Here is a 23490-nt window from a genome sequence, read left to right as displayed (position 1 = left end):
AAATCCTGACATTAAATAAATCAATTGGTTATGCGATAATAAATCATGACTTCGTCTTCTCATTCTGCCCTTGTTTCCGAGGCAAAGCCGTTTCGTTTAGGCCCCTGGCGGGTGGAGCCTGAGAGTGGCCGATTGTCAAAAGAGGATCAAGCGATCACGCTTGAACCACAGCTCATGGCACTTCTGACCTTTCTGGCCGAAACACCCGACAAAGTGCGATCGCGAGAGGCGCTTGAGCGCGCTCTGTGGACCAACATGGTTGTGGGCGAAGACACGGTTGCACGAGCCGTATCGAGGCTGCGCCGGGCGCTGGGTGATTCAGCCCGGTCGCCTGAGTTTATTGAAACATTGCCTAAACGCGGCTACCGGCTGATTGCCGCGGTATCGCCCGACGTCGATGACCCGGCCCCACTCGAGCGACACAAACGGTTATGGCCACGCCGCCTTTTGACTTTGGCCGCGATCGGGGTGCTCGCCACTTACGTCGCGTTTAGCTCGCCATATTTTTCACAACCGGCACCGCCCGACGCCCTGTCGCAAGACGTCGCGCGGGCCAATGATTTATACATGCGCTTTACGCGCGCCGATAACGAGGCGGCGATCGGACTATACGAGCGTGTGCTATCCATAGAACCCAAACACGCGGATGCCCAGGCGGGTCTTGCCAACGCGCTGGTCCAGCGGGTTATCCGTTATCCGCGCGATACCACGCGTACGGGCGCAAGCTCTCTCGCCGAAGCCCTGGACCAAGGACTCACTCAGCAGCCCGATTCCGTTGCCGTACTCGAACGCGCGGCCGCCATGGCCGAGCGAGCCGTGCGTCTGGCGCCTAAAGACCCCGATGCGGTAAAGGCGCTCGCGTTTGTGTATACCGCCCAGGGAGATCTGGATCGGGCGATCAGTTTGTATCAGAACGTGCTTGATCTGGATAACAAGGCCTGGGCGGCGCTGATCAATCTTGGCGAGATTGCGAACATTCGCAACGAGCCCAAACAGGCGATCGCGTATTTCGAGCAGGCTTGGGAAGCGATGACCCAGGCCTACGCTTACGAACCCCAGCGAGTGGGTCCATGGAAGGTCGCGCTTGGCGTTGTGATCGGCGAATCGTATGAAGCGCTTAAACAATCGGTCGATGCGGAGCTGTGGTACCGCCAGGTTCTCGCCGAGGCGCCCTTTGAGCCCGAAGCCACTGTGCGCTTGGCTAAGCTGCTTGCCGTGCGCGGTGCCAAGGGCGAAGCTCGAACCCTATGTCGAAACTTGATCGAGCGACTGGGCGATTTTCCAGCCTGCGCGTTTCAGTAGACTCAAACGGTGACGCCACAAAGAACATGACAAGACGTCTGTCCGGCGTGGCCGAGTGAGTTCGTTTGCTTTGGTTGTAACGACAGGTCGATGATCGCGTGGGGTTCCGCAGTTGAGGGTCAGACAATGCCAGGCTCTCCAACAAAGAGTCTCCATCGTCGCTAGACACCGGAGGGCCGTTTTTGTTGTCGCGTTCCACGCGGTTTTGCGCTAGCTTGAACACCGGTCGAGGCCCAAGCCACTGCGTGCAGGGTAACGATTGGGGGTTCGTTGCAGTCAGCCCACTTCATCGACAACGATTGCCGCAGAAGGTCTACAATTGGAGGCCGCCCTGGTTGCGCACCGGGAGCTTCGGTCTGTTGTGCGGGCAATTAACAGGTGTTTAGGGAATCGATATGGTTATGAATTACGCACTCGCTTTACACGGCGGCGCCGGGGCCGTGGCCGGACGGGACTACGCGCAAACCGAGGCGCACCTGTCGGAACTTGCCCGCCGTTGTGAGTCGCTTTTGCGCGAAGGTGGCAGCTCGCTTGATGTCGTCGAGCACGCCGTTGCTGAGATGGAACAGAGCGGCCTGTACGTGGCGGGCCGTGGTTCCGCGCCCAACACGGCGGGCTACACGGAGCTTGACGCATCGATCATGTTTGGGCCCACGCGAGAAGCGGGGGCCGTCGCGGCGATACAGGATGTGGCAAACCCGGTACGGGTGGCACGTGGCGTTATGACGCATACGCCGCACGTCATGCTGGCCGGCAAAGGCGCCCGCGAATTCGCGGCAAGGCAGGGCTTTGCGCTCGTCGAAGAACCATCGGCGTACTACACGCTTCCCGTGGGCGTTGAGCCGGATGAACTCGGGCAAAAGCATGGCACGGTTGGTGCGGTCGCGCTCGATACCGAGGGCCAGCTAGCTGCGGCAACATCGACCGGTGGGACCTTCGGCAAGCTGGAGGGCCGGGTCGGTGACTCGCCGCTGGTCGGCGCCGGTACCTGGGCGGACAATGACGTGGCGATTTCTTGCACGGGTGTCGGCGAGCACATTATCCGTGCAGGCGGAGCCGTATCGATTGCCAGCGCGGTTCGGGCCGGCGTTCCGCTCTCGCAGGCCATCGACGCTATGCTGGCAGAGGTCGCGCGGCTCGGCGGAGACGGCGGCATCATTGCGGTCACGCCGGCTGGCGAACTGGCGATGGCCTACAACTCAGAGGGCATGAAGCGTGCGGCAGTTGGGTCTGGCCAGCCGCTTGTATCAGTGACTTTCGCCGACGTATAGAGGTGGCTATCACGCGATTGCTCTGGTGATCGCTTCGTATAGCGCGTTCGGCGACACCCCGTCCGAGTGGGAGCTGGCAACAGGCCGCGCGCTAGGCAAAGCAACGATGACGTTATTCGCGCGGTCGATAGAGATCGCTCGCCCGACAATACCGGAGGCGCTGACGGCGCCGTCGCCAGACAGGTATCCGAAATAACCGTAGCCGTCGGCGCCTTTCGACGGCTCGGTCGAGTCTTTTCTCAGTGACATTGCACACGTTGCTTCGGTGAACACAGGGTACGTCACGTTTTGTGGGCGACTTGGGAGCGCCTCAACACCGTCACTGGCGCGCTTGAAAATCCGGGTAAGAAAACGCGATAGGAAAGTCAGTGAAAATCGCTTTTGTATGAGTGCGAGCATGCTTATATCAATAAGATCATAGGCTTGTCATACAGCAAAAACCCTAGAAAAAGGGAAACGGATGTACTTCACCCATTTTATCCGGGCTTGCCTTAACCGGGCATTTGTCTAGACTGTTCGCTTCACTTATTTGCCCTGGGGATCCGATGCGACATCTAGCTTACTTATCCGTTTTGTTCCTGCTGGCCATGCCGGTGAGTGTCGCGGAGCCGTTTACGGCCGAACACCTTGTGATGATCGACCGCATCGGGGCGCCAGCACTCTCGCCGGACGGTAACACCGTTGTTTATCCGGTTCGACACACTGATCTTGACGCCGACAAAGGTCGCTATGATCTGTGGATGAGTCCGGTTTCGGGCGGCGACGCGCAGCGCTTGACCACGCATGACGCCAACGACACGTCACCCGCGTGGTCGCCGGATGGTCGGTACGTGCTGTTTTTATCGAAACGCGGTGACACAAATCAAGTTTGGCGTCTGCCGATTGATGGCGGTGAAGCACAGCCAGTCACCGATTTGCCGCTAAGCGTCAGCACTTTTCGCTTGTCTCCGACGGGCGACACACTGGTAGTGTCGCTGTCCGTGCATCTGGATTGCGAGGATCTTGCCTGTACGGTCGAACGCAACGCCAATAAGAAAAACAGTAAGGTCTCGGCGTCTCACTACGACCAACTGTTCATGCGCCACTGGGACCATTGGCTCGATGAAAAGCGCGCTCAGCTGTTTACCTTGACGCTCAACGAGGATGGCATTGCCGACGGCTCGCCGGTTCGCGCAACCTTGCTCGACGCCGATGTGCCTTCACGCGTGTGGGGCGGCAAGGGCGACTATGTGATTTCGCCCGACGGCAAGACGCTGTACTTTACCGCGCGACTGCGCGACGCCGATGAGCCCTCGTCCACCAACTTCGATATCTATTCCACATCCTTGCGCAAGCCCCGCAAGCCGAAGAATCTGACGGCTGATAATAAAGCGGTTGACACCGCGCCCACGTTGAGTCCGGACGGGCGCTATCTTGCTTACAAAGCCATGTCGCGACCGGGTTTCGAAGCGGATAAATACCGCGTGATGCTGCGCAACCTTCGCACAGGAAAAACGCGTTCACTCACCGACAGCTGGGACCGCTCGCCGTCCAGCATTACTTTTTCTTCGGACAGTACAGCGATTCTGATGGTCGCTCAGGACGTCGGCCATAAAACGCTTTGGCAGCTCGATCTTGATAACGATGAGCCCGTCAAGCTGGTGGGCGGTGGCGCAATCGGTTCGATCGATGTCGGCAAAGACCACATCGTGTATATGATGAATAGCCTGACGTCACCGTACGAACTGTATGCGCGCGACAACGCCTCTGGCGACACACTGAAACTCACCGACGTGGCGTCGCGCACACTGAGTGATGTGGACATGGGCGAGTACGAGCAATTTTCGTTTGAAGGCGCCAACGGCGACACCGTGTACGGCTTTGTGGTCAAGCCCGCCGGCTATAAACGCGGCCGATCCTACCCGGTGGCCTTTTTGATTCATGGCGGTCCACAAGGAAGCTTCTCAAATAGCTTTCATTATCGATGGAACCCCCAAACCTATGCGGGCCAAGGATTTGCCGCGGTGATGATCGACTTTCATGGCTCAACAGGCTATGGGCAAGCGTTTACCGACAGTATCTCTGGAGACTGGGGCGGAAAACCGCTTGAGGATCTGAAGCTTGGCTTGGCGGCAGCGATCGACCAACACGACTTTCTGGATGGCGATCGGGTGTGTGCGCTCGGCGCCTCGTATGGCGGGTACATGATCAACTGGATCGCCAGCCAGTGGCCGGACCGTTTCCGCTGTTTGGTGAATCACGACGGGGTGTTTGATCATCGTTCCATGTACTACACGACCGAAGAGTTGTGGTTCCCAGAATGGGAACACGGTGGGCCGTACTATCAGAACCCGGAAGGACATGAAAAACACAACCCGGCGCTCTATGTTGATCAATGGAAAACGCCGATGCTCGTCATTCATGGCGAGCTCGATTACCGGGTACCGGTGACGCAAGGAATCGCGGCGTTCACCGCCTTACAGCGTCAAGGCATCGAGAGTCGCGTTGTGTATTTCCCTGACGAAAACCATTGGGTGCTAAAGCCACACAACTCCATGCATTGGCATGAGCAAGTGAATAATTGGCTGCACAAATACCTTAAGAAATAAAGATTGTATTGGGGACGGTTAACCGAGTTCGATACACCCGAGTGGTTTGCAAAATGCGAAAGACTTGGCGAATCGGGGATAGGTGAATGGTCTCCTGCTTTAGGAGAGACAACATGCATGTAAAGGATTTTCAGCACACGATGATCGCGGTGGTGGCCATTCTGTGTTGGTCGTCGGCCACCTTCGCCGACGGCGATGTACCGATTATTCAGCCCGGCGCGCCCGGTGAGGCCAATCGTGCGCTGAGTGCGAAAGAAGCCGTCGACATTGCCCGCACGAGTCACTCTCCGGATGACACGCGCTTCATGCAAGATATGATTCCGCACCACAATCAGGCCGTACAGATGGCGGCACTGGTTGCTGATCGCACGAATCGCAAAGTGATTTTGGATGCCGCGGGACGCATCGACGCCTCGCAGCAAGACGAAATTGAATTCATGCAAAACTGGTTGCGTGATCGTGGCGAAGACGTGCCCGACCCGACCGAGCATCATGCCATGCACATGAATCACGACATGGCTGGTATGGCCAGTCCAGAGCAAATGGCGAAACTCGCCACGCTTCAAGGCACCGAATTCGATCGTCTCTTTTTGGAGCTCATGATTCCCCATCACGAAGGGGCGATTGTGATGGTCGAAGAACTGCTCGAGCAGCCGGGTGCGGCCTACGATCCGGTATTGCATGAGTTCACGTCCGACATTGTGAACGACCAAACGGCGGAAATTGAGCGGATGAATGCGCTGCTTGGCACCCTATCCACCGATCCACGCGCCTCACTCACGGCGGGCCTTGAGAATGCCGAAGAAGCGATTCTCAATATGAAGCTGCTGTCTGCCATGCGTAAGCCCGCTGGATTCTTTGATCCGGACAATCCACTTTCAGCGCCGGCTAAAAAAGCGCCGGAGGAGAGCGAAGACGGCAAAGAGGAAGAGGAGAACAAACCCATCGTGCCGCGTAACGGTGACTCCCGTTCGCCGATGCTCAGCTTTGCCAACACCGATATGGCCTTTGCGGACGACGTGCTCGTTGCGGGCAACTATCACGGCTTTAATATCTACAAGATTGAAGACGACGGCGTGCCCGATCTGGCGGCCTCGATCGTTTGCCCGGGCGGGCAGGGTGATGTCTCGATCGTGGAGAATCTATTGATCATGTCCGTGCAAGAAACGCGCAGCCGGTTGGATTGCGGTTTGGAAGGCGTGCCGGACGACGTTAGCGCCGAACGCTTCCGCGGCATCCGCATCTTCGATATCTCGGATATTACCAACCCCATACAAGCTGGCATGGTGCAAACCTGCCGCGGCTCGCACACCCATTCGGTGGTGAGTGGCCCCGACAAAGACGGCAAGATCATTGTCTATAACTCAGGCACGTCGAGCATACGTGAACAAGAAGAAATGGAATCGTGCTTTGATGATTTGCCCGGCGATGAACGCACCGCGCTGTTTCGCATCGATGTCATCGAAATTCCCATCGACGATCCGGCAAGCGCGCGCATTGTGGATTCCCCAGCGGTCTTTGCCGATCCGGAGTCGGGTGCCTTAGCCGGACTGTGGCGCGGCGGCGACCACGGAGAGGAGACGCAGGAAACCTCGCAAACGGATGAGTGTCACGACATCACCGTGTTCCCTGACGCGGGACTCGCCGCCGGCGCGTGTTCCGGCAACGGCATCATTTTCGATATTTCCGATCCACGCAAACCCACGCGCATCGACGCGGTGGCTGATGAAGGCTTTGCTTACTGGCATTCCGCGACGTTTAACAACGACGGCACCAAGGTGTTGTTCACCGATGAGTGGGGCGGCGGTTCCTTCCCCCGCTGCCGGTCTTGGGATCCGCTCACCTGGGGTGCGGACGCTATTTACGACATTGTCGATGGCAAACTGGAATTTCGTAGCTACTTTAAAATGCCCGCGCCACAACTGGATGTGGAAAACTGCGTAGCGCACAACGGCTCGATTGTCCCTGTACCGGGTCGCGATATTTTTGTGCAGGCCTGGTACCAAGGCGGCATCTCGGTTATCGACTTTACCGATTCCGAAAACCCATTCGAAATCGCCTACTTCGACCGTGGCCCACTGGACTCCGAAACACTGATTCTCGGCGGTTACTGGTCAACCTACTGGTACAACGGCTTGATCTACGGCACCGAAATTGTCCGCGGTCTGGATGTGTTTGATTTGTTGCCAAGCGAACATCTCTCCGCTAACGAAATTGCGGCGGCAAAGCTTGCTGATCAAGGCGATGTGTTCAATCCACAGCAGCAATATAAAGTGACCTGGCCGGCCGAGCCTGCTGTGGCGATGGCGTATATGGATCAGCTGATGCGAGAGAATGCGTTGTCGGATCGCGATGCGAAGCGCCTGACCGGGCTTCTGTCGCAAGTGAGTGCAACGTTGAAGTCAGGTGATCGTGACAAAAAGCTTGCGCGCGACATTCGACGGGCGGCGCGATCCATAAAACCTGCGAAATCAGACAATCAGGCGAGTGCACGTGCAGCAGCCCTGAAAGAAACGCTGCAGGCCATTGCTGCTCGATTGTCGTGACAAAGCGTAAGGAGGCGGTACAGTGCTTATAAGAAGCAACCTACCACTCACCCTGATGGAAAACGCCTCAAGATCGGCATGGCCGGCGCGCATTGCCCATCAAAACCTGGAAGGACCACAGCATGCACATCAATGATCACTTCGACGGTGGCAACATCGACGTTCAGTCTATTGAATCGCCATCTGACATCCGGCTTACCATCCGAATGGATGAAGGCGGACGCCACGGCCAGTGGTTCTACTTCCAGCTATGTGATGCACAGGGTAAGGACTGCACGTTGTATATTGAAAATGCCGGAGACATGTCCTACCCAAGCGGTTTCGAAGACTACGGCGTTGTCGCGTCGACCGATTTAGATCACTGGTTTCGTATTGATACCGCGTTTGACGGCAAGGCGCTTAGCTGGCGCTGCACGCCAAAGACAGATTCCATGTACTTCGCCTACTTCGCGCCGTACTCGTTCGAGCGTCATCAACGATTGATCGGCGAGGCGCTTGCATTGCCCGGGGTTCGAGCTCAAGTGTTGTGCATCACGCCCGATGGCCATCCGCTTACACTGCTGACGTTAGGTGAGCCCACGCCCGATAAAAAAGCCTGCTGGGTGATTGCTCGCCAACACCCTGGCGAGACCATGGCCGAATGGTGGGCGGAAGGATTTCTAAAGCGCATGACCGATGCGGAAGATCCGGTCGCTCGCGCACTGCTTGAACGCGCCGTTGTGTATGTTGTGCCCACCATGAATCCAGACGGCGGCGTGCGGGGACACCTGCGCTGCAATGCCAAAGGCGTCAACTTAAATCGTGCCTGGAAAGAACCGAGTGAAACGGATTCGCCGGAAGTCTTTTTCACGCGGCAACGCATGCACGAGACTGGCGTCGACTTTTTCTTTGATGTGCACGGCGATGAAGCCTTGCCCTACAATTTCGTTGCTGGCGCAGAGGGCGTTCCGCGTTGGACCGACGACATGGATGCCGATCTGCAGGCGTTTAAACACTGCCTGTCTGCGATCACTCCAGATTTTCAAACGCAATACGGTTACGACCTGACGCCGGCAGGCACGGCGGATCTTCGCAAAGCCACTGACTACGTTGCGGAAACCTTCGGCTGCTTGGCCATGACTCTGGAAATGCCGTTCAAAGACGCCGCCAATCATCCCATGCCTGAAATCGGCTGGTCGCCGATGCGCAGTCAACATCTTGCCCGATCGTGCATCGATGCCATTTGGCAAACAATCGATCGTTGGGGGGCGTGAGGCAAACGAAAGGGAATAAGCGCTAACCGAACGCGGCGCATCGGCTTGCCAAACGCAGCGGCCGAGGTTTCGATCCGTCTTTCGTGCATGGGCTGTCCTACTCGGCACGCGCATCCGGTTGACCGTCCGACATCAGGCCTGTATCGACGAGTCTAAGTGTTGGCCCGAAGACGTCGCCGTAACCGAATGGCCCAGATCAACGGGGCCAGCGCGATGAGCAATCCAAGCAAGAGTCCTTGTGCCGTGAACCTTAAGGTTTGCCGGGTATCGATATCATGGCGGTGATTCCATAGCTCCACAATTTTACCGTTCTCAATTCGAAACACATTGATAATCGGTAACGATGCCTTACCTAGTAAGAGTCGGCCAAACACTGTCTCAGGCTCAAATTCGGACACCCAGCGCGTCGCGACAAGATCACCGTCTGCTATCTGATAGTCAATTTGGCCCGATAGGGTGCCGTTCTCCCAGAAAAAATCGGCAATGTACTTTTGTTCAATGGCGGGTTCGGAAACGTTTTTTCGGTCACCGACGTCATGGGCGACATACGTGTCGGCCATGTATTTGCCGTAATTGTCGGTTCGGTTGTTAAACCATAGATCATCGTAAAACTCGCGTGCGATCCGCTTGTTCTGCTCTTCTTGAGCGGAGTTGATACCGTCAGCAGAAACACTCGGTGCCACCACTACGGACAACAGCACTAACGATGATGCCCATATCGAAAAGTGAAAAATCATTCGTTTCATCGCCACTGCTCCTCTTTGTAAGATCTTCCTTCTCTGGAAAGCTCGCCGCTGTCTAAGTCAGCGCGAACACAGTCTAGTAGTGGCAACACGATCATTAGCGTGTTCGTATCCACCTGTGGATTCTGCCTGAAATCACTGTTACCTGCCTAGTTTCCTCGATCACCATATCTAAGGGTTTGGCTGGTGTTGATGCCATGGACGGCGACGGCAAAATTTGGCCTGGCAATCCTTGAATTAAGTTTGTGCGAATCATGCCGATAACCATTTTAGGGAAAACTGACGAGTTTCACCGCACGGTGAGGCGTGCTTTTACTCGGGAGCGCTGGATGGACAATGACTTGACCGCCACAGTTCGACTTGTACGACGACCTAAGGTGGTAACCGATGAGGTTGGTGGCACCGTTTGGACCGATCCTGTCGGGTCTATTGAGGTAGAGTTGGTGTCGACAATGATGTTAAAAGTAATGCTTGCAGACGATGAAGGCACCGTTCGACAGCAATTGCTGGATTTAGAAAGGTCGACGGACGGGATCCTCGCTCACAATGCGAAAGATAAAAAGTTTGAGGTCGTGAAGGGAGACGCGTTAAAAGCGGCGCTTGGCGATTCAGCGACGTCGCAAACGCCCGAGACGGAATACGTTGTTGAACAGGTCGCCAACGACCTGGACGAGTTGTCGTTGGTTTCCACACAAATGATTCAAATTATGCTGGAGAAACCCGAGCTTTCACCACAGGAAGTGTACGATGAGCTCGAAATATTGGAATCTCCTAAAGCTATCCGTGGATTTAACCCCTACGACAGCAGCTAAGTCCTGTCGACTTAATTACGCGAGTGTTCGGTGTCGGCCAGTTGTGTCATTTGCTCGAATCCCTGCCGCGAATGACGGTTAACGAATAGGTTTCATCAAATAACGTCGAGCGAAACGCGTCATTCGTGAAACAAGCCGCTTAAATCAGATGTTATCTATCGATCACTGGTAGCAAGTATCCGTGTCTCGGTAGCGCAAATTTTTGAGAACGTCTTCTATCGGTTGTAAGTAAGAACCCTCTTCGGGTTCAATTCTTCCTAAACGTGTGCAGGTAGTCGACCACAAAGTCAATGAACGCTCTTACCTTTATTGGGACGTGCTTGCTCTGCGGATACACGGAATACAGGCCGATACTGCTATCCACCTGGTCTTGAAGAACCTCGACGAGGTCTCCCATCCGTAACGTGTCTCGAACAAAGAAATCGGGAAGCAACGCAACACCAACGCCCGCCACAGCGAGATCGCGCGCTATTTCTCCATTATTGACTTTAATGTTGCCGGAAACCCTAACTCGCTGTCGTCTGTTCTGAATTCTAAATGGCCATCGATTTGCAAAACTCGCTACCTCGTCGACGATGCAGTTGTGTTTAATAAGATCAGCAGGCGTTGCGGGTATCCCGCGTGCGGATAAATAGTCGTCGCTGGCAACAGCGATCAGATGCAGTTCGCCTAATCGCCTCATAACCAACGAGGAATCAGGCAGTTCACCAACCCGAATAGCGACGTCGAATCCTTCTTCGACCAGATCGACAAATCGGTCGAGCGCGGTCAATTCTAGGGTGATGTTTGGATAAAAAGCCAAAAATTCGGGCAGGACTCGTAGGATGCATTCCTTGGCGAGAAATACGGGCGCCGTTACCTTTAGTGTGCCTTTTGGCTGATCAATGATCTCAGTTGCTGTGGCCCGCATTCGATTTACATCGTCAAGGATTTGCTGGCACTCATTGAGATAAAAAACACCCTCTTCGGTGAGCGACAATCTACGCGTGGTTCGCTGAATTAACGTTAACCCGAGCCACTCTTCTAGCTCGATCACCTGACGGCTCACCGATGAGGTCGAAATCCCGAGTGATCGGGCGGCTGGGGCGAACCCGCTTTTCTGCGCAACCTCTGTAAAGGCCCGCATTGCTTTGATGACGTCCATTAATAATGTCCCTTAAAATGGGATAGTTATTCCCATATTTACCTTATTATCACGAAAAACGTCAAATGCTATGCTCGTTTTAAAGTGGACGCAATAACAACCGTCCCGCCCTTTTTGATAGAGGTATTTGAAAATGACGAAAGCCAGAACGCCTTACTTGAGCGCTTTGCTGGTCTGTGCCAGCGTGTTCAGCACCGCCCCGGCGCTGCCTCAAAGTAATCAGATTGAGACGAAGAGCCTGGATGAGCTCTACGCGGACGCTCTTGCCGAAGGTGGAGAATTCGTGCTCCGAGCAGGCGGGGATAAGGCAGACCAGATTGACTACTACTTTGACCGCTTCAAAAAGCGATTTCCCAAACTAAAGGCTACGCATACGGTTGATGTAAGCCTTAATCATGCGCCCCGATACGACAACGCGAGAGCGGCCGGCCGAGCGTCTGACGTGCCCGATGTCATTCAGTTTCAGACTCTGCATGACTTCGAGTACTACGTCGATCGCGATTTGCTGGAGCCTTATCGACCAAAAAACTGGGACAAGGTTTTTCCCGATCACAAAGACCCCCACGGACGTTGGACGAGCGTATACGGTGTTACGTTCAGCAATTTTGTCAATACCAGCCTGGTAGACGAGCCACCAAGAGATGCTCTGGACTATTTGAATCCCGATCTCAAGGGCAAGATCATTCTGACTTACCCCCATGATGATGACGCCGTCCTCTACCAGTTTTGGCACTTAAAAGAGAAGTACGGCTGGGAGTATCTTGAAAAGCTGGTAGCGAACGAGCCGGTTTGGGTGCGGGGCACTGCAATGCCCTATGTTGCGATCAATAACGACTGGTACGCCGCCAGCTTCACAACGTTCTGGGCGTTTGAAACGCCGCCGGACAGTAAGACACAATTTTTATTGCCGAAAGAGGACTTCTTTCTGACATGGTTTCAGACGGCCGCTATACCCACCCAGGCAAAAAACAAGGCCGCCGCCAAGCTGTACCTCAACTGGATGTTGTCCAAGGAGATGCAGGCGACCTGGCTGCAGTTCCCCGTTCGCTATGACATCGACGCGCCCGCAAACTATCAGTCCGTCCTGCATCACAACACGTCGCCGGGGGATTTCCGCCGCTTTATGATGAATAGGGACCGCGCCGAGCGCTTCCGGCTCCAAATGCGTCAGCTCATCGGCGAAGCGCAGGGTCCAACACCGATCGACCTGGACTACAACAAGAGGCCACAACGGGAGAAATAGCCATGGCTGAGCGCTTTAACCTGGCCAGACGGCACGGCGCAAAACCCGATACGACCAAGGGGCTGCCCCATATGCAGCTCACTCAGCACGGTCGCGACGAGATTGTTGAGCAGCTTCACAACTGGGCGTTCGCGTTATTCGGCGTCAGCAATGAGGAGAGCGCAATATCGGTTCCGGGGGCTCGTGCACTGGTGATGCACGACTCGATAGAGTGCAACCATCATGCGTTTATGGTTGGTCGGGAGTTTGCCCATATTCATCCGCACCCGGACAGCGGGAGTATGCACGTCGTGCTGTCATCGGAGGATGCAACAGAAATTGTTGACAAGGGATGGGGTGAAGATCATTACCTGGTAACTGCCGGCAAATGGCCTCATGGACTCGTCATGGTTTTCTCGCCGCGCAACCATGATGAGCTGGAAACCGTGAAATCGATTCTCAATCGATCCTACCAGTTTGCGCGTACGACATAGCGCTGACCGCCCGCATGTCGTTGATCGCTGCCGTGACTTGATCGCGCCTTTTTCTCAAAAACGGTTGTTGATTAGACGCTCAAATATCGTACACAACGCCTGCTCGCTCTATGGATTTCGACGTTTTGTTACGCCGTCTTACGCTATTGAATGCACGCCGTTTTTGTTGAGTAACGTGAATAGCGACTCGGCATCTCCCGCCGTCACCACCGTTTTGGCGAGTCTGCGCCTTCGCCCCTTTCAAATTACTTTGAACCTGTTATAGTGCACGCCCCTTCGGCGCACATCGGTCTGCGCCCAATTCCGGCGCATCGCCATCAGCGGAAGCCCGGCAGTGAAACAGCCTGGACCGAACCCGCGGGAAAGCCCGCTGCGGCAGGCGCCCTGGAGTTATCTCATCATGTTATTTACTGATCTCGGCCTGTCGGCCGAGCTGCTGCGTGCCATCAATTCTTTGGGATACAGCGAAGCCACCCCAATCCAACAACAGGCCATTCCAGCCGTTCTTAGCGGTCGGGACATTCTCGCCGCTGCTCAAACAGGCACGGGTAAGACGGCTGGGTTTACGCTGCCTATGTTGCATCATCTGCAGACAACGCAGCCACAGAATCCGCCTAAAACCCGAAAGGTTCGGGCGCTGATTCTAACGCCAACCCGCGAACTTGCGGCGCAAGTGGCGCTAAGCGTTGAAAACTATGGCAAGTACTTACCCTTCCGTACTGCGACCATTTACGGCGGGGTTAGCATCAATCCTCAGTTAAAAAAGCTGGGCAAAGGGGTTGATATCGTTGTGGCCACTCCGGGTCGTTTGTTGGACCATCTGGATCGCGGCACGCTGAATCTCTCGCAACTGGATTTTCTGGTGCTCGATGAAGCGGATCGCATGCTCGATATGGGTTTTATTCGAGACATTCGAAAGATTCTGAAGCAGTTACCCGCGCATCGCCAAAACTTGCTCTTTTCAGCAACGTTTTCTAAAGATATACGAACGCTCGCCAATTCGTTGCTTCATGACGCGGTTGAAGTTGAGGTGGCGGCGCGCAATAAGCCGGCTGATCGAGTGACACAAATAGTGCACCCGGTTGATAAGCGTCGCAAACGAGAAATGCTGTCGCATCTGATCGGGTCCAGAAACTGGCGGCAGGTGCTTGTCTTTGCACGTACCAAGCACGGCGCCAATCGACTGGCCACTCAACTGACAAAGGATGGCCTACATTCTGCGGCGATTCATGGCAACAAGTCTCAGGGTGCCAGGACGCGCGCCCTGACCGACTTCAAGGCCGGTAAAATCCGGGTGCTGGTTGCGACGGATATCGCCGCGCGCGGATTGGATATCGAACGATTGCCGCACGTCGTGAATTTCGATCTACCCAATGTGCCTGAAGATTATGTTCATCGCATTGGCCGAACAGCGCGGGCCGGACAAATGGGCGCGGCCGTGTCGCTGGTATCGGCGGATGAATCCAAACTGCTTCATGCAATCGAAAAATTGTTGGATACGACGTTAGAAAAACAGATTCTGCAGGGCTACGAGCCGCACGATTCACTTGAGGAGGCGCCTAAAAGTCGTCGGTCGAGCGCACGTCCATCAACAGCCGGTGCGGGGAAGAAGCGCCGTCGTCGTCGTAAAAAGAAATCAGGGCCAACGTTCTCTGGCCGCCCGGTATCACACTAACGCTGTCGACGTAGGGGAAGCGGGGATCTATTTTCGGCCTAGTCTGCGTCATTCTTCTCAAGCACCGTTACCGCTTTGTTCTCAACGAGCGGCGTCGCTGGGGTCTTCTGGGAAGTGATCTGGGCGTTTAATTCCACTTGCTAAGCGTGCAGCGAACGCATATTGGGGTGTTACAGCGACTGCAAACACCGTGATTCTAAGGCGAAAAATTGATGCCGGGTTGTGGGCGCGCCGCGACTAGAAACGTAAAATGATGCGAGCGCCGCCGCCCGTCGCGTCGCCAATGCTCGCGGTGCCGCCGTGCGCAATCATCACCTGTCGAGTGAGCGCCAATCCAACGCCCGACCCGTCATCACGCGTCGAGTAATACGGCACAAAAACACGCTCGCGTAGTTCAGGGGGTATACCCGGACCATTGTCGCTGATCTCAATCGTGGGCCGGCCCTGGCGGCTGATGCTGCACGCCAACTGTATTGTTGGGGTCTCTGCGTCGGCGACGGCGGCCATGGCATTGTGCAGCACGTTGATCACGACTTGCTCCAGCTGATGACGATCCGCGCGAAGTTGCACACCGCTACTCGGAGCACTGATCGAAAGAGTAATGCCCGCGGTTTCGGCCTCTGCCTCGATGACTGAGACCATCGCGTGCAATAGCGTCTCGGCGTTGATCGTCTCGAGAACCGGTTCAGGGAGTCGTGAAAAACGCCGATAGCCTTGCACAAAGTGCATTAAGGATTCGGCTCGATGTGCGACGGTTGCAATGGCGTCTTGGGCCTGCGCGCGTTTGTTTTCGTCATCTGACTTGAGCAGCTCGCGGGCGGTGTCCGCGAGCGAGGCGACAGGCGTGAGTGAATTCATAATCTCATGTGCGAGCACCTGCGCCATCTGCTGCCACGCTTCTAACTCGCTGGCCGCCAGTTCATCACTGATATTTTGCAGTGTTACCAGCCGCTGCTGTTCTTGCCCCACCACAATCTCGGTCAGCGACAGCGTCATGCGCTGAGCGCTGCCGTCTTCCATTTTGAGTCGCACCAGCGCGCTTTGTCCGGGCTTTTTCGACCGTATCGCCGCGGGCAGCTCCGGTCCGAAGCGCTCAAGATCGTCTACGCTGGTCACGGGTGTCGAACCGAAGAACCGACGAACGGCGTGGTTGTGCTGCACGATGCGCTCTTGGCCAATTACCCCAAACATAGGAACGGGCACATGTTCAACGAGCGCCTGAAGGCGAAGCCGATCTTCTTCGCCCGTGCGACGTAAGTCTTGCAGTCGCTCTACCACCTCTCGCATGCTGCGAGCGAGCTCTTGGAACCCGGCACCTTTTAACGATGGGTCGAACCGATGTGAGAAATCGGCGTGTCGCACGCTCTCGAAAAAGCGCGCCACTTCGCGATTGGTGCGACGTACGAAAAAAACAAACTCGACAACCAGTCCCGCGCAGAGGGCGGCGGTGACCACAGGCGTAATGTAGAAATCGGTTTTAAAAAGAAGATATGACAGGAGCATCATGGAGGCGAGCAACACCAGTGCGCGCAACGTGGCCTGCACGCCGAACTGACGGCCGAGGTTCATGATCGACTCTCCTGTGGTCTACAGGCCATGTTTTTCCATTCGCCGATACAGCGCAGCTCGGGTTAAGCCAAGTTCTTTGGCAGCCCGGCTAATGTTGAAGCCGTGCTTCTTAAGTGCCGCCGACACGGCGCGCTTTTCGATCGCTTCGAGGTTGAGTCCGTCGTCTGGTTCAAGTGTCGAACTCACGGCTTGCGTTGGCGCGTCGGGCAACGCAAAGTCGTCAAACTGATACGCATCACCTGGCGCCATAATCACGGCCCGTTCCACGGCGTGTCGTAAGGCTCGCACGTTGCCAGGCCAGGCGTGTTGACTCAATGCATTCAACACCCGATCACTGATCGTGCGGCTGGGCTTACCAAAGCGTTTCTCGTAGTAGGGCAGGTAGTGCAACACCAGTGGACCGATGTCGGTGGCGCGTTCGCGCAGTGCCGGCAACCGGATCTCAACGGTGTTCAATCGAAAGAGCAGATCGGGTCGAAAATGCTCGGGATCCGCCAGCTTCTCAGCAGACAGGTTGGTTGCGGCAATGAGCCGCACGTCGAAGGGCTCGGACTTGGTTGCGCCCACCGGTGTTACCCGACGCTGTTCCAGTGCGCCCAACAACTTGGCCTGCAGATGCAGCGGCACGTTGCCGATCTCATCTAAAAAGAGCGTACCGCCGGACGCGGCAACCATGTGACCGGTGCGATCTTTGTGCGCGTTGGTAAACGCTCCTTTTTTATGCCCAAACAGCTCGCTCTCAAACAGCGATTCCGGAACCGCGCCAAGATCGACCGCCACAAACGCGGCGTCGGTGCGCCGCGAGGCGCGATGAATAGCGCGCGCCACTAGATCCTTGCCTGTGCCGTTTTCGCCAAGCACCAACACGTTCGCGTCGACGGGTGCGGCGCGCTCGATCATTGAAAACACCTCGCGCATCGCGACTGACGAGCCGATCATGGGCTGTGAAGCGGCGGCGCTGGCGGCACTCAATGCGTCGTTCTGTCCGCGCAGTGTGTTCGCTTCGGCGCGGGTGGTGGCAAGCGTCACCCCGGCGTTCACGGTAGCTAGAAGCCGTTCGTTCTGCCAGGGCTTGGTCACAAAATCGACCGCGCCGCGCTTCATGGCCTGCACGGCGGTGCCAAGATCGCCGTGCGCCGTGACCATGATAATGACTTCGTCGGGATTGTTATTGAGTAGGCGGCTCAGCCAGCTCATGCCCTGTTCACCGCTGGTTTGGCCGCTGCCGAAGTTCATATCCAGAAGGATTACGCGCGGCCGGCTGGTAGGCGCGCCAATCTCGCTGGGGTGTTCGAATTCGGAAACCTTGGCGTAGGAGCGTTCCAGGAGCATGCGGGCGGCTTTGAGCACATGCGGATCGTCATCGACGATCAGAAGATCGACGTCGTCTCTAGTCACGGTCGTCTCGGCGCGGCGTAGACTGGGTGAGGGCGGTCATGGGGAAAGTGTCCGTTTTCGTACAATCGGCGTTCAGTATCGCACAGGTTCACTCGCCTGTGTCGCGAAAAAACACCGTAACGCGGGGGTTTTTCGGGTTGGCACAGTGATTGCAATGACGGGGTTATGAAACGCAAACCGCTTCGCAGTATTTCCGCCGACCGCGCCCCGAGCAGCGGCGCCGCCATGGATCGACCCATTGAGCGATCGCGATGGCGCTCGCTTCGTCCCGTGTTTGGGGCGCTTGCCATCCTCACCACTGGCCTCGTCGTTTGGCTCATCGGTCTACCCGACAGCGGTCGGTCGTTGAGTGTGGGCGCCAATCGCCTCAACATCGCGAGCGTTGAGCGCGGCGTATTTGAAGACTTTATTCCCATTCGAGGCCGAGTGGTTCCGCGGCGCACCGTGTTTCTCGATGCGGTGGAGGGCGGCCGCGTCGAAGAGATTTTTGTGGAAGACGGTGCGGTAGTGGCGGCAGGCACGCCGCTGGTTCGCTTGAGTAACACGCAGCTTCAACTCGACGTGATAGCCCGCGAGGCGGAGGTCACACAACAGCTCAATAACCTCAACACACTCAAGCTTCAGCTCGAACAAAATCGCTTGTCGCATCGTCGCACGCTCACCGACATTGACTATCAGCTCAAACGGCTCACGCGCATTGTTGACGGTGGCGACACGCTGATTGCCAACGGCTCAATCGGTCGTCGCGCGTACGACGATGCACGCGATGAGCTGGATTATCAGCGTGCGCTTCGTGCTGTGACGCTCGATGCCCAGGCCACCGACCAACGTCTACAGCAAGCGCAAATGGCGCAGCTTCGCGACGCATCGTCGCAGCTTCAAGCCAATTTAGTTGTTGCGCGCGACAATCTGTCGAGCCTGAACGTAACCGCACCGGTTGACGGACAGGTTACCGCGTTCGACGTGGAGATTGGCCAGTCTTTAGGGCGCGGCCAACGCATTGGGCAGATCGATGACCCCAGTCGATTTAAGCTCACCGCGCTGATCGACGAATTTTATTTGCCGCGCGTCGACCTTGGTCTGACCGCGAGTGTGACTCTTGATGATTCGCCACACACACTTCGCGTCGTCAAGATTTATCCCGAAGTGACCAACGGTCAGTTTGAAGTGGATCTTGCTTTCGACGACAACCACCCCAGCAATATCCGTCGCGGCCAGACGCTGCAGATTCGCTTGTCGCTAGGTGACCCTGCCGACGCGCTGATGATTCCGAACGGCGTTTATTATCAGGACACCGGTGGTAACTGGGTGTTTGTGGTGGCGGCAGATGGCACCACGGCGGCGCGTCGCTCCGTGCGCCTCGGTCGCCGCAACGCACGCTACATCGAAGTGCTCGATGGCCTCGACGTCGGTGAGCGGGTGGTGATCAGTCCGTATACGGATTTTGTCGAGATGGACCGCATCGTCCTCAACACCGAATAATTTAACTGCAATATCCTACGAGAGAGCATCCTATGACTGCTGCAAAAAACCTTCTTAGCCTCCAAGGCGTGACCAAAACCTATCGTACCGAGGAGGTCGAAACCGCGGCCTTGGCGGGTATCGATCTTGAGATCGATGTCGGTGAATTTGTGGCGATAATGGGTCCATCGGGCTGTGGTAAGTCCACGCTGCTGAATATTCTTGGCATGCTCGATTCGCCGACAAGCGGGGGTTATCGCTTTTTGGGCGAAGATGTGGCGGGTCGCAGTGAAGCGCAGCTCGCGCGCTTTCGCAAGCAGCACATCGGCATTATCTTTCAGGACTTTCATTTGATCGACGAGCTCAACGTGCGGGAGAACATTGAGCTGGCGCTGCTTTATCAAAACGTCAATGCCAAAGAGCGGAAGACACGTGCGGACGCGGTAATGGATCAGGTGGGTATTGGTCATCGCGCGCAGCATCGACCGGGCCAGCTTTCCGGCGGTCAGCAACAGCGTGTCGCGGTGGCGCGCGCGCTGATCTCCGAACCTGCTCTGATCCTCGCCGATGAGCCGACTGGCAACTTGGACAGTCAACACGGCGAGGAGGTGATGGGCATGCTCAGCGAACTCAATGAGCGCGGTGCCACCATTGTGATGGTGACGCACTCACCCGCACACGCAGACTGGGCCAGGCGCACCGTGAATCTGTTGGATGGTCGCGTCATCGCGCACGACATTCGCGAAGCCATCTAAAGGAGTCGATCATGTTTCGTAACTATTTGATGACCGCCCTTCGTAATCACTTACGCCAGAGCGGTTATACACTGATTTCACTGGCGGGTCTGATGTTGGGTTTGGCGGTCGCCACACTGGCCTTCCTGCATGTCTGGCAAGAGACACACTATGATCGACACCTGCCCAACGCAGAGAATGTGTACGTCGTTGAAGTGGAGCGTAGTGCGCCCGGTCGCAGCGACCAGCTTCTGTTAACGGCGCCTGGACCACTGGCAACCGCTGCGGCAGAGAGCATCGCCGGCGTGGCGGACCGCACCCGCATGTGGGTGTCATGGTACACCCTATCGGTGGGCGATCGGTTGGAGTTCAATCATCCGCTGTTGGCGGTTGATGCTAACTTCCCAACGTTCATGGGCCTTGATCTACAAGAGGGATCTGCCGAGGCATTGGCGAACCCGAGTGCCGCGCTGGTCTCACGCAGCATGGCCGAACGATTGTTTGGCAATGGGCCGTATCTCGGTCAAACGGTGTCGCTCGGTAATAACCGCGATGTCGAGATCTCGGGCGTTTTCCGCGATATGCCGAAGACTAGTCATCTCGATCCGCAGTTTGTCATCGCGCTCAACTCGCCATCGGTCACCGATCGGGGTACGGCATTTGAAACCAATTGGAATGCCGGCAGTGTCTACACGTATCTGCAGCTGTCTCCCCGCGCTGATGCCACCACCGTGAGCGCGGCGGTGCAGTCGCTCGCACGTCAGAACATTCAAGCCCCCGACGGTATGCCGATAGACGACGCCGTGCGCGCACGTCTTGAGCCGGTGACCGCGCTGCACTTAAACGGCAAAACCTACGCGCAGCGGCCGACGGGTGTGGTGGGCAATCGTGCGACGCTCGGTATCACGATCACCGTTGCGCTGCTTGTGCTGTTCGTTGCCTGCATCAACAGTATTAACATCGCGACTGCGCGCAGCGCGGATCGGGCGCATGAGGTCGGTTTGCGTAAGGTTGTCGGCGCGAGTCGGGCTCAACTGGTTGTGCAGTTTCTCGGTGAGTCGGCGCTGTTGGTACTGTTGGCGACGGTTGGGGCCTTGGTCATTGTGGAGGTGGCAGCCGGGCCGGTGGGCGCATTCGTAGGACGCGAATTGTCACTGGGCGTGTTGTTGCAGCCCGCGGCGTTGCTGGGATTCATTGGCCTAGTGATACTGGTTGTCTTGCTATCGGGTTTGTATCCGGCCTTTGTCTTAGCCAACTTTAAGCCGGCGCGTATTTTTCAGCCGAGTGCCCAGCGTCGCGGGCTGTCGCTGCGCTCGACACTGGTTGTGTTCCAGTTTGTGACGTCGATCGCGCTGATGGTGTTGGCCGGTACCGTCTGGCAGCAGGTGCGCTATCTTGAGTCGGCAAATCTTGGCTTCGATCGCAATGATGTTGTCCTGTTGCACGGCGTGCGTCGTGGCCCCGCGTCCACCATCAATCTAACGCGCCAGCTTGATCAGGCCATAGAGGGCAAGCCGGGAATCGTGCATGTGAGTGGCACACACTCGTCGCCATCCTGGGACTACGCCGATGATGCACGTCTGCGTCAGGCGGCAGCGCCGAAAGATTCGGCGGCCAACGTCGATCGACTCGCCGTGGACGTGGATTTTTTTGACGTGTTGCGCGTCGAGCCGACCGCTGGCCGTGTGTTCGACATGGACTATGGTCCGGACCGCGCCCAGTGGGATCTGGCTGCGCGCGCGGAGGTTGAGTTGCCGCTGGTGCTCAACGCCACCGCTGCGACAACCATGGGCTACAGCGCGCCGAGTGACGCACTGGGTGAGGCGCTCAATCTGGAACTTGGCCCGGGTGATGATCGCGCTGGCCGCGTGGTGGGCGTTGTGCCCGACTTTCATTTCAAATCGTTAAAGTCGCGCATCCGGCCGATGGTGTTTTTTCCCGATCCGTCGCGCTTTAACGTGATGATGGTGCGCATCGACAGCGCGCGTCGCGATGAGGCGATTGCGTCGCTGGAGTCGGGCTGGTCTCAGGTGCTGCCCGGCCAAGCGATTTCGCGCGACTACCTGGACCGCGATCTGGTGGATCAATACGTGACCGAGCAGCGCCAGTTTACGATGCTCGCTGTGTTGGCCGGCATTGCGATCTTTATCGCGATGCTGGGCTTGGTTGGTTTGCTGTCGCACGCCGTGGCATCGCGTCGCAAAGAAATTTCTATGCGCAAAGTACTCGGCGCCGAAATCGGCGACGTGTTGCGTCTGTTCCTATGGCAATTTTCCCGCCCGGTGCTCATCGCCGCGCTCATCGCCTGGCCGCTCGCCGGCTTGCTCGGCGAACGCTGGCTGTCGGGCTTTGCCTATCGAATCGATCTGTCATGGTGGTTGTTTATCGGCGCGGGCCTAGCGGCGCTGGCGATTACATGGCTGTTGACCGCCTTGCAGGTGATCAAAGTCTCGAGGACTCGACCGGCCGCCGTGTTACAAGTGCGCTAGTGTGTCGACGTTGTTCGCTTGGTCCAGATTACGCCCAAAAACTCCGCGCGCGGTTGCTGGCGTATGACACGGTAACATTCGCTCGCCTGAGTACATTGAGTCGTCTAGTCGGTTGGTTTTGACACGGATCCCCACGGCATGTCGTCACGCTGAAAGCGTCAGCGACCGATGTTGTTGGCGGTCTCGATGAGCTCGTGGTGTCCACACACGCTTGGACGAAACAGTCACTTTCTCACAAACAGTCCTGAACGATGGGAAGCGGGCGCTTGTGCATAAGCAAACACGTAGGCCTCAATGCCCTGTCACGACAATACAGGCGCGATCTCAATCGCCGTGGGCGCATGCCGTCGCAGCGATCACTAAAGACTGGACGTCGATCGGATAACGGCCAGTTCAGATCTCATCGGTAACCCGACAGCGCTCTGACACAATACGAAAGAAGCACGGCTGTCGCCTAAAATCAATTGTTTGCGGGACCGTTTGATCAGTTGTTGGTCACGGCAGTTTCTAAGGTTTACACTCGATCGAGCGGTCAGGTCGACTGAAGCAGCGTAAATTAAAAGGACATTACTATGCTGAGTACAGAAAATATGGCTCTTGCCGACAGGCAGCGGCATCAAGAGTGTTTGCTTCCATGGCGCTCTATGCGGGTTGTTCAATGCACTCTGGCGCGATGTTGGGTGCGGCCGTCAGCGCTTGTCAAGCATTTGGTTTTGTTGGCTGCAACTGGCGCTTCTGTGGGGTGTGTCAATCAGCCAATGACCCATAATGCCGCTTCTGACCTGAGAT

At 56.4% G+C, this 23490-nt stretch carries 17 protein-coding genes; 12 read left to right on the top strand and 5 right to left on the bottom strand.

Features of this window, described 5'->3' with window-relative positions:
* Nucleotides 1–45: 45 nt before the first annotated feature.
* Together AAF465_14680 and AAF465_14675 are read left to right on the top strand one after the other, a co-directional pair.
* Nucleotides 46–1302, top strand: a complete 1257-nt coding sequence (locus AAF465_14680; protein MEM7083972.1) for a tetratricopeptide repeat protein — start codon at nucleotides 46–48, stop codon at nucleotides 1300–1302.
* Between the two features lie 401 nt (nucleotides 1303–1703).
* Nucleotides 1704–2573 (top strand): isoaspartyl peptidase/L-asparaginase, encoded by an 870-nt coding sequence (locus tag AAF465_14675; GenBank protein ID MEM7083971.1) that lies wholly within the window; start codon nucleotides 1704–1706, stop codon nucleotides 2571–2573.
* 9 nt (nucleotides 2574–2582) lie between these two features.
* Here AAF465_14675 and AAF465_14670 read toward each other — a convergent pair whose 3' ends face one another.
* Nucleotides 2583–2972, bottom strand: a complete 390-nt coding sequence (locus tag AAF465_14670; GenBank protein MEM7083970.1) for a hypothetical protein — start codon at nucleotides 2970–2972, stop codon at nucleotides 2583–2585.
* 146 nt (nucleotides 2973–3118) lie between these two features.
* On the opposite strand from AAF465_14670, the gene AAF465_14665 reads away from it, so the two are divergent.
* The 3 genes from AAF465_14665 to AAF465_14655 all read left to right on the top strand — a co-directional run bounded on the left by AAF465_14665 (nucleotide 3119) and on the right by AAF465_14655 (nucleotide 8960).
* Entirely contained in the window at nucleotides 3119–5161 is a 2043-nt protein-coding gene (locus AAF465_14665) for a S9 family peptidase (protein ID MEM7083969.1), read from the top strand.
* A 140-nt stretch (nucleotides 5162–5301) separates the two neighbouring features.
* A complete protein-coding gene (locus AAF465_14660; GenBank protein MEM7083968.1) occupies nucleotides 5302–7707 on the top strand; it encodes a DUF305 domain-containing protein in 2406 nt (801 codons plus the stop codon).
* Nucleotides 7708–7829: 122 nt separating this feature from the next.
* The gene (locus AAF465_14655) at nucleotides 7830–8960 is read left to right on the top strand and encodes a M14-type cytosolic carboxypeptidase (protein ID MEM7083967.1); all 1131 of its coding nucleotides are present in this window, start codon (nucleotides 7830–7832) and stop codon (nucleotides 8958–8960) included.
* 152 nt (nucleotides 8961–9112) lie between these two features.
* On the opposite strand, the gene AAF465_14650 is transcribed toward AAF465_14655, so the two are convergent.
* Complete coding sequence (locus AAF465_14650; protein MEM7083966.1) at nucleotides 9113–9706, bottom strand: ester cyclase; 594 nt, start codon at nucleotides 9704–9706, stop codon at nucleotides 9113–9115.
* A gap of 326 nt (nucleotides 9707–10032) precedes the next feature.
* Here AAF465_14650 and AAF465_14645 point away from each other — a divergent pair, with 326 nt between their 5' ends.
* Nucleotides 10033–10515 carry a hypothetical protein gene (locus AAF465_14645; protein MEM7083965.1) on the top strand — a complete coding sequence of 161 codons (483 nt, stop codon included), beginning with the start codon at nucleotides 10033–10035 and terminating at the stop codon, nucleotides 10513–10515.
* A 247-nt stretch (nucleotides 10516–10762) separates the two neighbouring features.
* Here AAF465_14645 and AAF465_14640 read toward each other — a convergent pair whose 3' ends face one another.
* Entirely contained in the window at nucleotides 10763–11659 is an 897-nt protein-coding gene (locus tag AAF465_14640; protein MEM7083964.1) for a LysR family transcriptional regulator, read from the bottom strand.
* A gap of 133 nt (nucleotides 11660–11792) precedes the next feature.
* Here AAF465_14640 and AAF465_14635 point away from each other — a divergent pair, with 133 nt between their 5' ends.
* The 3 genes from AAF465_14635 (at nucleotide 11793) to AAF465_14625 (ending at nucleotide 15050) form a co-directional block, all read left to right on the top strand.
* On the top strand, nucleotides 11793–12902 hold the full coding sequence (locus AAF465_14635; GenBank protein ID MEM7083963.1) for an ABC transporter substrate-binding protein: 1110 nt from the start codon (nucleotides 11793–11795) through the stop codon (nucleotides 12900–12902).
* A gap of 2 nt (nucleotides 12903–12904) precedes the next feature.
* Nucleotides 12905–13375: a hypothetical protein gene (locus AAF465_14630; GenBank protein MEM7083962.1), complete on the top strand. Its 471-nt coding sequence runs from the start codon at nucleotides 12905–12907 to the stop codon at nucleotides 13373–13375.
* Nucleotides 13376–13775: 400 nt separating this feature from the next.
* Complete coding sequence (locus tag AAF465_14625; protein ID MEM7083961.1) at nucleotides 13776–15050, top strand: DEAD/DEAH box helicase; 1275 nt, start codon at nucleotides 13776–13778, stop codon at nucleotides 15048–15050.
* A 237-nt stretch (nucleotides 15051–15287) separates the two neighbouring features.
* Here AAF465_14625 and AAF465_14620 read toward each other — a convergent pair whose 3' ends face one another.
* Together AAF465_14620 and AAF465_14615 are read right to left on the bottom strand one after the other, a co-directional pair.
* A complete protein-coding gene (locus tag AAF465_14620) occupies nucleotides 15288–16619 on the bottom strand; it encodes an ATP-binding protein (protein ID MEM7083960.1) in 1332 nt (443 codons plus the stop codon).
* A gap of 18 nt (nucleotides 16620–16637) precedes the next feature.
* Complete coding sequence (locus AAF465_14615; protein ID MEM7083959.1) at nucleotides 16638–18017, bottom strand: sigma-54 dependent transcriptional regulator; 1380 nt, start codon at nucleotides 18015–18017, stop codon at nucleotides 16638–16640.
* Between the two features lie 165 nt (nucleotides 18018–18182).
* On the opposite strand from AAF465_14615, the gene AAF465_14610 reads away from it, so the two are divergent.
* The 3 genes from AAF465_14610 to AAF465_14600 are packed head-to-tail and all read left to right on the top strand — an operon-like array spanning nucleotide 18183 to nucleotide 22701.
* Nucleotides 18183–19499: an efflux RND transporter periplasmic adaptor subunit gene (locus tag AAF465_14610; GenBank protein ID MEM7083958.1), complete on the top strand. Its 1317-nt coding sequence runs from the start codon at nucleotides 18183–18185 to the stop codon at nucleotides 19497–19499.
* Nucleotides 19500–19531: 32 nt separating this feature from the next.
* Nucleotides 19532–20233, top strand: a complete 702-nt coding sequence (locus AAF465_14605) for an ABC transporter ATP-binding protein (GenBank protein ID MEM7083957.1) — start codon at nucleotides 19532–19534, stop codon at nucleotides 20231–20233.
* An 11-nt stretch (nucleotides 20234–20244) separates the two neighbouring features.
* Nucleotides 20245–22701, top strand: a complete 2457-nt coding sequence (locus AAF465_14600) for an FtsX-like permease family protein (protein MEM7083956.1) — start codon at nucleotides 20245–20247, stop codon at nucleotides 22699–22701.
* Nucleotides 22702–23490: the final 789 nt, after the last annotated feature.

It is taken from the genome of Pseudomonadota bacterium (genome assembly GCA_039028935.1).
Lineage (GTDB): Bacteria > Pseudomonadota > Gammaproteobacteria > Steroidobacterales > SZUA-146 > SZUA-146.
Note: the sequence above shows the minus strand (reverse complement) of the source record. Positions and strands in the feature narration are given on the sequence as shown.